Origin of the sequence: Bradyrhizobium sp. HKCCYLRH2015 (assembly GCF_051168215.1) — a bacterium.
GTDB lineage: Bacteria > Pseudomonadota > Alphaproteobacteria > Rhizobiales > Xanthobacteraceae > Bradyrhizobium.
Genome location: NZ_JBNPUO010000002.1, coordinates 66,368 through 79,458, shown reverse-complemented (window position 1 = coordinate 79,458; position 13,091 = coordinate 66,368). Strand labels below are relative to the sequence as shown.

The window sequence follows — 13,091 nt, the reverse complement described above, 5'->3', positions numbered from 1 at the left end:
GCGTGAGCAGATCCGGACGAATCTAACGCCGGTGCCAACCTGAAATTCACGGGACAGCTGCACGGATCTTGAGGGGCGCGGCTTGCTTATCAGCTTCGCAGGCGCAATATTTGCGCCCGCCTTCGCAAGGCTTTCCACTTCCTTCCGCTTTTTTTGCTATCATAAATCATGGCTGACCAAGACGAGCGCGAACTGCAGGCCGAACTCGCGCGCCTGCAGCAGGAGCACCGCGATCTCGACGCGGCGATCGACGCTTTGCATCAATCGCCCGCCCCCGATTTGTTGCGGCTGCAACGACTGAAGAAGCGGAAGCTTCTGCTACGCGATCGGATCGCCTTCATCGAAGACCAGATCACTCCCGACATTATCGCCTGAGGCGAAGCGTCAGCACGCCTGACCGTATGCACACAGGCAATATGCATCAGCGGTGCAGGATATGCCGAGGCGCCTTGACAAACAGAACAAAAAGAGAACAATCAGGTCATCCCTCGTCCCCTGACGACAACAAGGATGGTTGTGATGCCCGCCTCCTTCTCCCCACAGGATCGGCTCTACGAACAGGCCTGTGACCAGGCCATCGCGATGTGCGACGGCAATCTGCGCTCCACGATCAAGGCGCTGATCATGGCGAACGAGTATCTCGAGCTGGAGCTGCAGGAGCTGCGGGCCGCGATCTCCTGCGGCTGCGTGCCCAACACCGCTTCGGACGGTCCGGAGAGCAATGCGGCCTGAGCCCTGCCTGAGTCTTACCTGAGTCCTCGGGCCGTCGAGACTCTCCGGACGATTGCCACCGCGCTCGCTCGCAGCTTCGACGAAGGCCGGGAGGTGCGTGCAATGCCTGATATCACCTATTACGTCGCCATGCCGTTCAGACGGGACGAGGCAGGGATGCTGGTCGCAGGCGCGGCCGAGGAATGCCAGAGTTCGTCCGCAGCGCTGCGTCGTGCCGAAGCGATGTCGCGCCTGCCGGACAACATCGGAGCCATTGCCTTCAGCCGCAGCGGCGATCCCTTGATGGGGGAATTCAGCGACGCCCGGCTGCTGCATAAGTTCGGCGAATTGCCCGACGATCTCGGCGAGTTGTGAGCGCCGTGCACCGCAAGCTCTGTCATCGGCGCGGATGGCCCGGGAGCGTCACCGCTGGTCGCCCGACCGGGCCGTTGCGTGCGCGGGGCTCTCGTACCTTCGCTGGGCCTTGCGCATGTACATCGCGCGGTCGGCTTCCTCCAGCGCACGCACCGGGTTGACGCGCTTGTCGAGCAGAGCAATCCCGGCCGACGCGCCGGCACGCACGGTCTGATCGCCAAAGCTGAAGGTCAGGCTGTCGATGGCCTGCTCCAGCTCCGCCGCCTTGGCATGTGCGTCCGCCGCGCTGAGATGCCAGAGCAGCACGCCGAACTCGTCGCCGCCGAGCCGGCCGATCACGTCGGAGGATCGGACATGCTCGCTGAGGACACGCGCAACCGCCTTCAGGACCTCGTCACCAGCGGCATGGCCGAACGTATCATTGATCGGTTTCAGCCGATCGACGTCGAGCACGACCAGGGCACCGGTCGCGTCATAGCGCTTGATGAAGGCGATCGAACGATGGAGCTCGCGGGCGAAGCCGCGACGATTGAAGATGTCGAGCAGGAAGTCGCGCTCAGCGGAGGCCGTCAGCTCGGCGATCCGGGCCTGTGCTGTCGCCAACTCGGCATTAAGGCGTCGGATCGTCTGTCGCGCGCCTGCCGGTACGGAACCGCGTTCAGGAGCCCGCGCGCGCCGCGAAGGCCGATGACGGTACCGGGTTCTTCGCTTCCCGGCTCGCCACGCGGCCGCCATGCGCTTCTTTTTCATCGGACACCTGCCGCGCCACCGTTTGGGCTTGCCGGGCTTGACCAAGACAGGATAGTCCATTCGGACCTTCATGCCATGGCTTGCCGCTGTCAGGACCGATCCTATACTCCGGCCCATGCTGATGGATTCCCGAGAAGAATTGAGGTCATGACCGCCCCGATCGCCATCATCATGGGAAGCCAGTCGGACTGGGATACCATGCGCCATGCCGCCGAGACGCTCGAAGCCCTGGGCGTGAGCTACGACGCCCGGATCGTCTCGGCGCACCGCACCCCGGACCGGCTGTATGCTTTCGCCAAGGGTGCCAAGGCGGCGGGCTACAAGGTCGTGATCGCCGGTGCCGGCGGCGCCGCCCATCTGCCGGGCATGACGGCCTCGCTCACGGAACTGCCCGTGTTCGGCGTCCCCGTCGAGTCGAAGGCGCTGTCGGGGGTCGATTCGCTGTATTCCATCGTCCAGATGCCGGCCGGAATTCCGGTCGGAACGCTCGCCATCGGCAAATCCGGCGCCATTAACGCAGCGCTGCTGGCGGCCAGCGTGCTCGCTCTCTCGGATTCCGCGCTCGCCGGCCGCCTGTCGGCTTGGCGGCAGGCGCAGACCAATGCGATCGCCGAACGTCCGGAGGGCACGGCGTGACCGGCTCCAATCGGGTGAAGCTCAAGCCCGGCGACACCATCGGTATTCTCGGCGGCGGCCAGCTCGGCCGCATGCTGGCGCTGGCTGCGGCGCGGCTCGGGCTGCGCTGCCAGGTGTTCTCGCCGGACCCGGACTCGCCCGCCTTCGACGTCGTGCTGAACGCCACCTGCGCCGAATATGCCGACGTCGAGGCGCTCGAGCTGTTCGCCAATGACGTCGACGTCGTCACCTACGAGTTCGAGAACGTCCCGTCGGCGGCCGCGATGGTGCTGGCGGCAAGGCGCCCGGTGCTGCCGAGCCGCTCTGCGCTGGAGACGACGCAGGATCGGCTGATCGAGAAGGATTTCGTCACCTCGCTCGGTATCCGCACGGCGAACTATGCCGACGTGTCCTCACTCGCCACGTTGCGCGAAGCAGCCTTTCGGATCGGCCTGCCGGCCGTGCTGAAGACACGGCGGTTCGGCTATGACGGCAAGGGCCAGATCAAGATCCGCCAGGGTGACGATCTCGATCGGATCTGGGCCGAGCTCGGCACCAAATCGGCGATCCTCGAGGCGTTCGTTCCGTTCGAGCGCGAGATCTCGGTCGTAGCGGCCCGCGCGGCCGATGGCCAGGTCGAGTGCTTCGACGTCACCGAGAACGAGCATCGCGATCACATCCTGAAGGTGTCGCGGGCGCCAGCCCGCATCCCCGATCCGCTCGCCGACGAGGCCCGGGACATTGCCAGCCGGATCGCCACCGCCCTCGATTACGTCGGGGTGCTCGCCGTGGAGATGTTCGTGGTATCCGATGGACCTGCGCCCGGCGTCCTGGTCAATGAAATTGCCCCCCGGGTGCACAATTCCGGCCACTGGACCCTCGACGGTGCCTCGATTTCCCAGTTCGAACAGCACATCCGCGCGATCGCAGGTTGGCCGCTCGGCAAGCCGCTGCGCCACGGCCACGTCACGATGACGAACCTGATCGGGGACGAGATCGACACCTACGAGCAGTGGCTCACGGTTCCCGGCGCCACCGTGCACCTTTACGGCAAGGGCGCCGCCCGCCCTGGCCGCAAGATGGGGCATGTGACCCAGGTCTCGCCCCTGCCGCTGAGGCAGGGCTGAAATAAACCGCTCGGGCGGGTTAAACTTGCGGTCAAGAGCCCCTCAGCGGGTGGACAGCGACGGTGTCCTCTGATACACGGGCGCCCTCAAGGTTAAGGGCGCGGCCATTTGCCAGCCCTGGCTTCACCAGATTTCAAACCGATAGACTGAGAAAGAGGATGCCGCGTGCAGGTTCTCGTTCGCGATAACAATGTCGATCAAGCCCTCAAGGCGCTCAAGAAGAAGATGCAGCGTGAGGGCATTTTCCGCGAGATGAAGCTTCGCGGCCATTACGAGAAGCCGTCCGAGAAGAAAGCCCGCGAGAAGGCCGAAGCCGTGCGCCGTGCGCGCAAGCTGGCCCGCAAGAAGCTGCAGCGTGAAGGCCTGCTGCCGATGAAGCCGAAGCCGGTGTTTGGCGCTGGCCCCGGCGGTGACCGTGGTGCTGGTCGTGGTCCGGGCGCAGGTGCCCGTCCCGGCGCGCCGCGCTGATCTGGCCCGATAGATCTGACGTCGTCTGAAGCGCGGGCCTCTGGCTCGCGTTTTTGTTTTGGGCACCTCATTTTGATTTCGCGCCTCCCTGCCATCCGGCGTCCGGATCCAGCCGCGGTGTGCCCGCCCGTCGCTACGATGCAGAGCACGGCACGCCCCAAAGAAAAAGCGGCGGACCAGCAGGCCCGCCGCTCGATCTCGTTCGAGAGCAATGCCGATCAATTATTTCGGCAGCACCGAGTGGAACACCGACTTCGCCGCCGACATCATGTCCTGCGCCACGTTGGACATCTGGTCCTTGATCGAAGGATCGGACTTGTCGGCACGCAGGTCGAGCGGACGCAACTGCTGGACGGGGATCTCCGCGGGCGGCGTCGGGCGCCCGTCCGGCTGCAATGATCCCGTGTAGGTCGGGCTCGAGGCCGACGGCATGATGAAACCCTGCTCGGCCGGAGGCGCGGAGACCGTCACCGGAGGCGGCAGCGGACGAACCGGCGACACCTGAGGTAACGCGGTTGCGACGCGCGGCGCCTCGCCAGCCCCGCGGGCTGCATCGGTCGACGGCTTCTCGGCAGCCGCCTTGCCGGCACCTTCGCTCGCGCGCAACCGCTCGATCGCCGCGCGGGCAAGATCGGCAGCATCCCGGCGATCTTCCTGCTGGGTCGCTGGGGCCTCGGCCGAAGTGCCACGCACGATCAGCTTTTCCTTCGACGATGCAGGATGGCGCGAGGCCTGCGGATCGGCCGGGAGGCTCGCCGTTTCGGTCGGCTTCACTTCGACGGCCTTCTCGGCGGCCTTGTCGGCCAGCGACTTCTCCGACACGCCCTTGGCCTTGATGCCGGGAGCGGGAATGCTGGAGACCTCGTTCGACGTTTCCGCCGGCTTGGCGTCAGACTTGGGATCGGCCTTCGCGTCCAGCTTGGCAGGGTCGGTCCCCTTGCCCGTGGATTTCGGAGCGTCGCTCTTTGAGCCTGTGAGCTTGGCATAAGCAGCCGAGGCCACCGCCGCCATGGTCGATGGCGGCGAGTCGGGCTTGGTGTTGATGTAGTGATTGACGATGTAGGCCCCGATGATGGTGGCAACCACCGACGGGATGATCTCCATGGCGAACTTTGTGAGATATTTCAGCATGCTGACCACTCCCGCGCGGTATTTGCGGGAACTTTGAGGCACAATTAAGGGACCATCCCACACCTTCCGGAGCTCGCGGACTGCACTCCGTGCAGCCGCGACCGCCGAAAAGTCGTTTCCTGAAACCCTTCGAACCGGAGCCGTGCAGCAATCCGAGGGTGTTGCCACAGCTTCCGGATCGGCGGCTCAAGATACCACAATCAGCGGCATCCCGGTAAACAATTGGTTACGGCTTCAATTCAACTTCGAGGAAAACGATCTCGGAACCGGTCTCGTTCAGCACATCGTGTTCGACCCCGGCCTTTCGGAAATAGGATTTGCCGACCGCGAGCTGCGCCTTCGAGCGCTCGCCGGACGGCGCCACGATCGTCATCTCGCCCGCGGTGACCGGCACGATCACGTAATCCATCTCATGAACATGGCGCCCCGTGGCACTGCCGGGCAATAGCCGCCACTCCGTGACGCGGACTTCGGGCGTATCGACCTGGACGTCGGACTGGGCGCTGAGCATGCTGGATCTCTTGAATCAGGGGACGAAGAGCAGAAACAGGAATATCGCGAACACCACCATGTGCACCAGCCCGAACAGGATGTTCGTCCGTCCGGTGCCGAAGGTCAGCATGCTCAGGACGAAGGTCAGGCCCAGCAGCACTATTCCCTGCGGGTCCAGCCCGAGGACGAGCTGCTTGTCGAGCACATGGGCGGCGACCGCCACTGCCGGGATGGTCAGCCCTATGGTGGCGAGCGAGGAGCCAAGCGCGAGATTGATGCTCTTCTGCAGGTCGTTGGCGCGGGCGGCCGAGAGGGCGGCGACACTCTCCGGCAGCAGGATCAACAGCGCCACGAGCACGCCTGCGACCGCCTGCGGCGCACCCGTTGCGGCAACGCCGGCGTCGACCACCAGCGAGAACTTCTTGGCAAGCAGGACCACAGCGAGCAGCGCGACCAGCAGCAGCCCGACACTGAGCAACAGCTTCGCGCGCGGCAGCCTGACATCGTCATCGGCGAACCCCACCGAGTTCCCGACGAAATAATCCCGATGGCGGGTGGTCTGCGTATACAGGAACACCGCGTAGAGCAGGATCGTCACGACGCTGACGAAGGCGATCTGCACGGCAGAATACACCGGACCTGGCGACGTCAAGGTATAATTCGACAGCACCAGCGTGATGGTTGCCATCGTGAACAGTACGCTGAGATACAGATTGGCACCGGGGACCAGCACGTCCTGCTCGCGATAGCGCAGGCCGCCGATGAAGATGCAGATGCCGGCCAAGCCGTTGCACACGATCATGACCACCGCAAACACGGTGTCGCGGGCCAGCGCCGGCGCAGCCTTGTCGCCGAGCATGATGGTGGCGATCAGCGCCACCTCGATCACCGTCACCGCCAGGGTCAGGAGCAGCGTGCCGAACGGCTCGCCGATCTCATGCGCGATCACCTCGGCATGGTGCACGGCCGCGAACACCGTGCCGAACAGGACCACCAGCAGCACCGCGGCGAAGACCACGCCAGCGGCCGAAGGCGTGAAGTCATAATGCGTCGCCGTGACGATCGCGACCAGCGCGACCGCCAAGCCGGGAAAGATCACCGATGATGCGGGCGTTGCGCCCTTCACGCTCATGATTCGCGTCCTTCGATCCGTTCTGTCCGACTATGCGCGACAGCGAGGCGATCGTCACGCGGTCCGGCCGTGACAGGGTCTCAACCAGGACGGTCTCTGAAGGTGCCGTCGATCAGGTCAATGCGGACTGAGCAGCGGATGAATCGGAAGCACGGTCAGCAGCACGAACAGCGGAATGAGGACGGCACCTGCCCGCAGCATGTAGCCGAAGAAGCTCGGCATCTGGATGCCCCGCTCATTGGCGATCGCTGCGACCATGAAGTTCGGCGCATTTCCGATATAGGTCAGTGCGCCCATGTAGACTGCGCCCATCGAGATCGCCGCCAGCGTTCCCGAGAGCTCGCCCATCAGCACCTTGGGATCGCCGCCCGCCAATTCGAAGAACAAGAGATAGGTCGGGGCATTGTCGAGGAAGGCCGACATCAGACCGGTGAACCAGAAATAGGCGACCTCCCGCGGTGCCCCGGCGGGTGTCGTCACGGCATCCAACAGCCAGCCGAAGGAGCCACTGCGCCCCGCATTCAGCATGGCGATGACCGGGACGATCGCGGTGAAGATCGCCGCGAACAGCTTGGCGACCTCTCGAATCGGCTCCCAGTTGAACCCGTTCGCCTCGCGGTGCTCGTCCGGCGTCAGCCAGAGCGACAGTCCGGCGATCGCCACGAGAACGGTATCGCGCACGAGGTTCTGAAGTTCGACATGCGTGCCGAAGGCGTCGAAGGAGATGCCCGGCTTCCAGGTCGCCGATACCAGCGTGTTGACGACGATGGCCGCGATCAGGACGACGTTGACGAGCCCGCGAACACGAACCGGCTCGCTCGTGCCATCCGTGCTCGAAGGCTTCTCGGCACGGAAGCGCCATGCGTCGATCGCGGCAAAGATCACGAGCAACAGGCCGGCGACGATCGCGGTCTGCAGCCAGAGGTGTTGCGTCGTCCAGAAGAAGTCGACGCCACGCAGAAAGCCGACGAACAGTGGCGGATCGCCGAGCGGGCTCAGTGCACCACCGACATTGGCGGCCAGAATGATGAAGAAGATCAGCACGTGCACATTATGCGGCCGGCTCAGATTGGCGCGGATCAGGGGACGCACCAGGATCATCGCGGCGCCCGTCGTGCCGACGACGCTCGCGATGATCGTGCCGAGCGCCAGGATGGCGGTGTTGGTCGCGGGCGTGCCCTTGATGTCGCCGGTCACCAGGATGCCGCCGGCGACCGTATAGAGGGCGAACAGCAGCACGATGAAGCTGAGATATTCGGCGAGCAGCGCGTGGACGAAGGCGGCGAGCGCCGTGCCAAGCCCTGCATTCCAGGTCAACGCCGCCAACGCCACCAAGGCCCATGCCGCGGCAATCTTTCCGTAGTGATGATGCCAGAACCTGGCAAACAGCAACGGCCCGAGCGCGATCGACAACAGCAGTCCCGCGAATGGCAGCGCGAACGGCCAGGTCATTGCAGCGCCGTTCAGGGCGGCGGCATGGGCCTGCACTGGCAGGCCGCCAAAGAGCAGGACGATCCCGAGGAGAGCCGGCCACCGCGATCGATGAACGTTACAGGCCGTCGATGAAGCTCTTGGCCGTCTCAGTCGCACCGAAAAGATCCAGGTCATTGTGTCCGCCGTTGGGAAACCGTACGAAGCGCTTGGGGTCATGCGCAAGTGCGAACAATCGTTCCCCGAAGCGGATCGAAATCGCCGGATCCCTTTCGCCGTGCATGATCAGCAGCGGCACATGCACATTGGCGATGCGCTGGTCGGAAGGGAAGCGGTCGAGCATCAGCAGGCTGACCGGGACGACCCTGAGCATCGCGGAGGCGACGTCCACTGTCGACGTATAAGGGGCTTCGAGGATCAACTTGGAGATCGGATGCCCCGCCGCGACGGCGGTGGCGACACCGCTGCCGAGGGAAAAGCCCCAGGCGACGATCCGGCCCGCCTCGTAGCGATGTGTCGTGAACGCATAGGCGGCTGCGGCATCTTGCAGCAGCCCGTGCTCACTGGGACTGCCGCTGGACCCCGCATAGCCGCGATAGGACAGCGCAACGAGACCGGTGCCGTCGGCCGTGAGCGCCTTGAAGCGCGACACCACGCCCGCGAGAAAATCGCCATTGCCCGGGAAGTACAGAACGACCTTGTGGCCAGGCTTCGCCGGCACATGCCAGACGATGACCCTCTCGCCATCGACCGAGGTCAGCACATGCTCCTCAGCCTGAGGAAACCCGGCTGCAGCCGGTGCCGTGCGGCCCACCGGCGGAATGGGGAACAGCACTGCACGCTGGCGGACGAATAGGGCCGCAAGCACGATGCCGTAGACCGCCGCCACGACGATCAGGAGCCATTTCAGAAACGTCATGGCTCCCGATGCCGCCGGCTACATGCCCTTGACGATGTTCTCGGTCATCTTCTTGGCGTCGCCGAGCAGCATCATCGTGTTGTCGCGGTAGAACAGCGGATTGTCGATGCCGGCATAGCCCGACGCCAGCGAGCGCTTGATGAACATCACGGTGCCGGCCTTCCAGACCTGCAGCACCGGCATGCCGTAGATCGGCGAGGACTTGTCCTCCTCGGCCGCCGGATTGGTGACGTCGTTGGCGCCGATCACGAAGGCGACGTCGGCCTGGGCGAATTCCGAGTTGATGTCCTCGAGCTCGAACACCTCGTCATAGGGAACGTTGGCTTCGGCGAGCAGCACGTTCATGTGGCCGGGCATGCGGCCAGCGACCGGATGAATCGCGTATTTCACCTCGACGCCTTCCTTCTTCAGCGTGTCGGCCATCTCGCGCAGCGCGTGCTGCGCCTGGGCGACCGCCATGCCGTAGCCGGGCACGATGATCACCTTCGAGGCGTTCTTCATGATGAAGGCGGCATCGTCGGCCGAGCCGAGCTTGGCCGGCTTCTGCTCGCCGGTGCCACCGCCGGCCGCTGCGGTCTCACCGCCGAATCCGCCGAGGATGACCGAGATGAAGGACCGGTTCATCGCATGGCACATGATGTAGGACAGGATCGCACCGGACGAGCCGACCAATGCGCCGGTGATGATCAGCGCCGAATTACCGAGCGTGAAGCCGATGCCCGCGGCCGCCCAGCCGGAGTAGGAGTTCAGCATCGAGATCACGACCGGCATGTCGGCGCCACCGATCGGGATGATCATGAGCACGCCGAGCGCCAGCGCCAGCAGCGTCACCATCAGGAAGTCGAAGCCGCCGCCCGTCATCACCAGGCGGACCACGAAGAAGACCAGCGCCACGGCGAGCGCGATGTTGATGATGTGACGCGCCGGCAGAATGATCGGCGCGCCGCTCATCCGCGCGGACAGCTTGAGGAAGGCAATGACCGAACCGGTGAAGGTCAGCGCGCCGATGGCGACGCCGAGCGACATCTCGACCAGGCTCTGCGGATGGATGTTGCCGGGCGTGCCGATGTCGAACGCTTCCGGCGCGAAGAACGCGCCGGCGGCGACCAGCACCGCGGCCATGCCGACCAGCGAATGGAAGGCGGCGACGAGCTCGGGCATCGACGTCATCGGCACCCGGCGCGCAATGACTGCGCCGATGCCGCCGCCGATCGCAACGCCGAGGATCACGAGGATCCAGGCGATCGCATCCGCCGGTGGATGCCCAGCCAGCGTGGTGGCGACCGCAATCGCCATGCCGGCCATGCCGAAGAAGTTGCCTTGCCGGCTGGAGGCCGGGCTCGACAGCCCGCGAAGAGACAGGATGAACAGCACACCTGCCACGAGATAAAGGAGTGCCGACAGATTGGCGTTCATTGCAGATGCCCCGTTGTGCCTGTCATCCCGCGTCGTGCGGCGTTGTTACTTGGACTTCTTCTTGTACATCGCCAGCATGCGCTGGGTGACGAGGAAGCCGCCGAAGATGTTCACGCAGGCGAAGATCAGCGCGATGAAGCCGAACGCTCGCGCCAGACCACTGCCGCTCGACAGCATGGGAACGCCGACCGCCAGCAGCGCGCCGACGACGATCACCGAGGAGATCGCATTGGTGACCGACATCAGCGGCGTGTGCAGGGCCGGCGTCACCGACCACACCACGAAGTAGCCGACGAACACTGCCAGCACGAAGATCGACAGCCGGAAGACGAAGGGGTCGACGGCTTGGACGACATGTTCCATGGCTCTGCTCCTTAGGCCTTCGGCTGGAAGTTCGGGTGGACGATGGCGCCATCCTTTGTCAAAGCCGTGGCCTTGACCAGCTCGTCGTCCCAGTTCACCGCCAGTGTCTTTTCCTTCTTATCGATCATCGTCTCGATGAAGGAGAACAGGTTGCGGGCGTAGAGACCGGAGGCGGACGCTGCGACCCGGCCGGCGAGATTGGGGTAGCCGATGATCTTGACGCCGTCGATCTCGACGGTCTCGCCGAGCTTGACGCCCTCGACATTGCCGCCACGCTCGACCGCAAGGTCGACCAGGACCGAGCCAGGGCGCATCGACTTCACCATCTCCATGGTGACGAGGCGCGGCGCCGGACGGCCGGGAATCAGCGCAGTGGTGATGATGACGTCCTGCTTCTTGATGTGTTCCGCCGTCAGCGCCGCCTGCTTGGCCTGGTACTCCTTGGACATCTCCTTGGCATAGCCACCGGCCGTCTGCGCGTTCTTGAACTCCTCGTCCTCGACCGCCAGGAATTTGGCGCCGAGGCTCTCCACCTGCTCCTTGGTGGCGGGGCGCACGTCGGTGGCGGAGACCATGGCGCCGAGCCGGCGCGCGGTTGCGATGGCCTGCAGGCCGGCGACGCCGACGCCCATCACGAAGACCTTGGTCGCCGGCACGGTGCCGGCCGCGGTCATCATCATCGGGAAGGCGCGACCGAACGCCTCGGCGCCCTCGATCACGGCGCGGTAGCCGGCGAGGTTCGCCTGGCTCGACAGCACGTCCATCACCTGGGCGCGGGTGATGCGCGGCATCAGTTCCATCGCGAACGAGGCAATGCCGGCATCGGCCATCGCCTTGAGCGCGGCATCGTTGCCGTAGGGATCCATGATCGCGAACACCAAGGCGCCGCGCCGATAGTTGGCGAGTTCGGAGGCTTCCGGCCGCTTCACCTTGATGATGATGTCGGCGTCCTTCAGCGCGTCGGCGCTGACGGTTGCGCCTGCCGCCGTGAATTCCGAATCCGGCAGGCCGGACTTGATGCCGGCGCCGGGCTCGACCGCGATCTCGGCACCCAACGCCTTGAACTTCTTCACCGTGTCGGGAGAGGCGGCGACCCGCGGCTCCAACGGGTCGATTTCCTTGGCGACGGCAATCTTCATGAGGCCTCCGGCGCGAATGCGCGCGCGAGCTTAAAAGGGCGGGACGTCCATGGCTTCAGCATGACGGCGGATCGGCCCGGCCAGTCAGCTGAAGGCCCGCCGGCGGAGATGCCGGCAGGCCCATAGCGACATTAAGCGAGGAAAATAGCCATCAAGATGACGATGAGAGCGACGCTGATCGTGCCGTACTTCACCAGCTTGATGAAGCCCTCATAGGTGGCCTCATGCGCCACGTAGTCGTTGCCGTCAGCCGTCGAGTAGGCGATCTCGCCATGGTTTGCCATCGGGGTCCCCCAAAGAAAAATTGCTTTGTTAAGGTCGCATACCTCAAAGCCGATGCAAGGGCAACGGCTGGCATGCAAGGCGAATTTATCGGTTTTTCCGATCGGGCTATTGGCCAGGCCAATTGTCACGGATCCAGCGCGTCAGGCTGGCCTCGCTAACCTCGCCGGCGGCGAGGGCGAGGATCATGGCAGTTGCCTGCGCAGGGTCGGGCGCGAACGCGATTTCGTTTCTGCGCAGAAACGTCATCATCGCCATGAACGCGATGCGCTTGTTGCCGTCGACGAAGGCGTGGTTCTTGGCGAGCCCGAATGCGTAGGCCGCGGCAAGCTCCGGCAGCGTCGCCTGCTCATAGCTCCATTTGTTGACCGGACGCTCCAACGCCGACCGCAGCATTCCTTGTTCGCGCAGTCCTGGCGCGCCGCCGAAGCGGCGCAACTGACGGGCGTGAATCGCGATCGCCTGCTCGTAGGTGATCCAAAGCGGCTCTTGCTGGTCGCTCATTTGGCGAGCGCGGCAAGGGTGTCGCGGTACTCGTCCATAATGTCGTCGGCGATCTCCATCGTCCGCTCGAAATCCGGATCGTAGGGGAGCGCCTGGAATCCGCCCCCGGGCAGTTCCACGATATGCAATTGCTGGCCGCGCTTGAGATCGAGCCGCTGCATCAACTCGCGCGGCAGCAACAGGCCATCGGAATTGCCGATCTTCTTGATCTCGATCTTCATGGTGAGGTCCGGTAG

Annotated in this window: 18 protein-coding genes; 6 read left to right on the top strand and 12 right to left on the bottom strand. The window is 64.5% G+C overall.

From position 1 onward, the window contains the following. The first annotated feature begins 168 nt into the window (after positions 1 to 168). The 3 genes from ACQR1H_RS04475 to ACQR1H_RS04465 all read left to right on the top strand — a co-directional run bounded on the left by ACQR1H_RS04475 (position 169) and on the right by ACQR1H_RS04465 (position 1,086). Positions 169 to 375 (top strand): YdcH family protein, encoded by a 207-nt coding sequence (locus ACQR1H_RS04475; RefSeq protein ID WP_009028242.1) that lies wholly within the window; start codon positions 169 to 171, stop codon positions 373 to 375. 144 nt (positions 376 to 519) lie between these two features. After that, a complete protein-coding gene (locus tag ACQR1H_RS04470) occupies positions 520 to 732 on the top strand; it encodes a hypothetical protein (protein WP_315802611.1) in 213 nt (70 codons plus the stop codon). A 102-nt stretch (positions 733 to 834) separates the two neighbouring features. Further along, positions 835 to 1,086: a hypothetical protein gene (locus ACQR1H_RS04465; protein WP_315802610.1), complete on the top strand. Its 252-nt coding sequence runs from the start codon at positions 835 to 837 to the stop codon at positions 1,084 to 1,086. Between the two features lie 48 nt (positions 1,087 to 1,134). Here the strand turns inward: ACQR1H_RS04465 and ACQR1H_RS04460 are convergent, their stop codons facing one another. After that, positions 1,135 to 1,836, bottom strand: a complete 702-nt coding sequence (locus tag ACQR1H_RS04460) for a GGDEF domain-containing protein (RefSeq protein WP_434907376.1) — start codon at positions 1,834 to 1,836, stop codon at positions 1,135 to 1,137. 147 nt (positions 1,837 to 1,983) lie between these two features. Here ACQR1H_RS04460 and purE point away from each other — a divergent pair, with 147 nt between their 5' ends. From purE to rpsU, 3 genes are all read left to right on the top strand, one after another. Continuing rightward, positions 1,984 to 2,472 (top strand): 5-(carboxyamino)imidazole ribonucleotide mutase, encoded by a 489-nt coding sequence (purE, locus tag ACQR1H_RS04455; RefSeq protein ID WP_315802609.1) that lies wholly within the window; start codon positions 1,984 to 1,986, stop codon positions 2,470 to 2,472. Next, positions 2,469 to 3,578 (top strand): 5-(carboxyamino)imidazole ribonucleotide synthase, encoded by a 1,110-nt coding sequence (locus tag ACQR1H_RS04450; protein WP_434907213.1) that lies wholly within the window; start codon positions 2,469 to 2,471, stop codon positions 3,576 to 3,578. Before purE ends, ACQR1H_RS04450 begins: the two co-directional genes overlap by 4 nt. A 165-nt stretch (positions 3,579 to 3,743) precedes the next feature. Continuing rightward, on the top strand, positions 3,744 to 4,046 hold the full coding sequence (gene rpsU, locus ACQR1H_RS04445) for a 30S ribosomal protein S21 (protein ID WP_011924350.1): 303 nt from the start codon (positions 3,744 to 3,746) through the stop codon (positions 4,044 to 4,046). Between the two features lie 222 nt (positions 4,047 to 4,268). Here the strand turns inward: rpsU and ACQR1H_RS04440 are convergent, their stop codons facing one another. From ACQR1H_RS04440 to ACQR1H_RS04390, 11 genes are all read right to left on the bottom strand, one after another. After that, positions 4,269 to 5,177, bottom strand: coding sequence for a hypothetical protein (locus ACQR1H_RS04440; RefSeq protein ID WP_316217932.1), 909 nt, complete (start codon positions 5,175 to 5,177; stop codon positions 4,269 to 4,271). A 226-nt stretch (positions 5,178 to 5,403) separates the two neighbouring features. After that, positions 5,404 to 5,688 carry a cupin domain-containing protein gene (locus ACQR1H_RS04435; RefSeq protein ID WP_315717559.1) on the bottom strand — a complete coding sequence of 95 codons (285 nt, stop codon included), beginning with the start codon at positions 5,686 to 5,688 and terminating at the stop codon, positions 5,404 to 5,406. A 15-nt stretch (positions 5,689 to 5,703) separates the two neighbouring features. Next, positions 5,704 to 6,801: a calcium:proton antiporter gene (locus tag ACQR1H_RS04430; protein WP_434907212.1), complete on the bottom strand. Its 1,098-nt coding sequence runs from the start codon at positions 6,799 to 6,801 to the stop codon at positions 5,704 to 5,706. 117 nt (positions 6,802 to 6,918) lie between these two features. Continuing rightward, a complete protein-coding gene (locus tag ACQR1H_RS04425) occupies positions 6,919 to 8,253 on the bottom strand; it encodes a sodium:proton antiporter (RefSeq protein WP_434907211.1) in 1,335 nt (444 codons plus the stop codon). Between the two features lie 97 nt (positions 8,254 to 8,350). After that, positions 8,351 to 9,151 (bottom strand): alpha/beta hydrolase, encoded by an 801-nt coding sequence (locus tag ACQR1H_RS04420; RefSeq protein WP_434907210.1) that lies wholly within the window; start codon positions 9,149 to 9,151, stop codon positions 8,351 to 8,353. Between the two features lie 18 nt (positions 9,152 to 9,169). Next, positions 9,170 to 10,567, bottom strand: a complete 1,398-nt coding sequence (locus tag ACQR1H_RS04415; protein ID WP_315736336.1) for an NAD(P)(+) transhydrogenase (Re/Si-specific) subunit beta — start codon at positions 10,565 to 10,567, stop codon at positions 9,170 to 9,172. 45 nt (positions 10,568 to 10,612) lie between these two features. Beyond that, positions 10,613 to 10,930, bottom strand: a complete 318-nt coding sequence (locus tag ACQR1H_RS04410; RefSeq protein WP_284420324.1) for a proton-translocating transhydrogenase family protein — start codon at positions 10,928 to 10,930, stop codon at positions 10,613 to 10,615. A gap of 11 nt (positions 10,931 to 10,941) precedes the next feature. Beyond that, on the bottom strand, positions 10,942 to 12,069 hold the full coding sequence (locus tag ACQR1H_RS04405) for a Re/Si-specific NAD(P)(+) transhydrogenase subunit alpha (RefSeq protein WP_315753919.1): 1,128 nt from the start codon (positions 12,067 to 12,069) through the stop codon (positions 10,942 to 10,944). Positions 12,070 to 12,200: 131 nt separating this feature from the next. Continuing rightward, entirely contained in the window at positions 12,201 to 12,353 is a 153-nt protein-coding gene (locus ACQR1H_RS04400) for an aa3-type cytochrome c oxidase subunit IV (RefSeq protein ID WP_315736334.1), read from the bottom strand. A gap of 106 nt (positions 12,354 to 12,459) precedes the next feature. Next, entirely contained in the window at positions 12,460 to 12,855 is a 396-nt protein-coding gene (locus ACQR1H_RS04395) for a type II toxin-antitoxin system death-on-curing family toxin (protein ID WP_434884651.1), read from the bottom strand. Further along, entirely contained in the window at positions 12,852 to 13,076 is a 225-nt protein-coding gene (locus ACQR1H_RS04390; protein ID WP_315802603.1) for an AbrB/MazE/SpoVT family DNA-binding domain-containing protein, read from the bottom strand. Before ACQR1H_RS04390 ends, ACQR1H_RS04395 begins: the two co-directional genes overlap by 4 nt. Between the last annotated feature and the right edge of the window lie 15 nt (positions 13,077 to 13,091).

Bases quoted from the DNA above. Each gene is read 5' to 3' on its own strand.
- ACQR1H_RS04475 (WP_009028242.1), top strand. From the start codon at position 169: ATGGCTGACCAAGACGAGCGCGAACTGCAGGCCGAACTCGCGCGCCTG.
- ACQR1H_RS04470 (WP_315802611.1), top strand. From the start codon at position 520: ATGCCCGCCTCCTTCTCCCCACAGGATCGGCTCTACGAACAGGCCTGT.
- ACQR1H_RS04465 (WP_315802610.1), top strand. From the start codon at position 835: ATGCCTGATATCACCTATTACGTCGCCATGCCGTTCAGACGGGACGAG.
- ACQR1H_RS04460 (WP_434907376.1), bottom strand. From the start codon at position 1,836: ATGAAAAAGAAGCGCATGGCGGCCGCGTGGCGAGCCGGGAAGCGAAGA.
- purE (WP_315802609.1), top strand. From the start codon at position 1,984: ATGACCGCCCCGATCGCCATCATCATGGGAAGCCAGTCGGACTGGGAT.
- ACQR1H_RS04440 (WP_316217932.1), bottom strand. From the start codon at position 5,177: ATGCTGAAATATCTCACAAAGTTCGCCATGGAGATCATCCCGTCGGTG.
- ACQR1H_RS04435 (WP_315717559.1), bottom strand. From the start codon at position 5,688: ATGCTCAGCGCCCAGTCCGACGTCCAGGTCGATACGCCCGAAGTCCGC.
- ACQR1H_RS04430 (WP_434907212.1), bottom strand. From the start codon at position 6,801: ATGAGCGTGAAGGGCGCAACGCCCGCATCATCGGTGATCTTTCCCGGC.
- ACQR1H_RS04425 (WP_434907211.1), bottom strand. From the start codon at position 8,253: ATGACCTGGCCGTTCGCGCTGCCATTCGCGGGACTGCTGTTGTCGATC.
- ACQR1H_RS04420 (WP_434907210.1), bottom strand. From the start codon at position 9,151: ATGACGTTTCTGAAATGGCTCCTGATCGTCGTGGCGGCGGTCTACGGC.
- ACQR1H_RS04415 (WP_315736336.1), bottom strand. From the start codon at position 10,567: ATGAACGCCAATCTGTCGGCACTCCTTTATCTCGTGGCAGGTGTGCTG.
- ACQR1H_RS04410 (WP_284420324.1), bottom strand. From the start codon at position 10,930: ATGGAACATGTCGTCCAAGCCGTCGACCCCTTCGTCTTCCGGCTGTCG.
- ACQR1H_RS04405 (WP_315753919.1), bottom strand. From the start codon at position 12,069: ATGAAGATTGCCGTCGCCAAGGAAATCGACCCGTTGGAGCCGCGGGTC.
- ACQR1H_RS04400 (WP_315736334.1), bottom strand. From the start codon at position 12,353: ATGGCAAACCATGGCGAGATCGCCTACTCGACGGCTGACGGCAACGAC.
- ACQR1H_RS04395 (WP_434884651.1), bottom strand. From the start codon at position 12,855: ATGAGCGACCAGCAAGAGCCGCTTTGGATCACCTACGAGCAGGCGATC.
- ACQR1H_RS04390 (WP_315802603.1), bottom strand. From the start codon at position 13,076: ATGAAGATCGAGATCAAGAAGATCGGCAATTCCGATGGCCTGTTGCTG.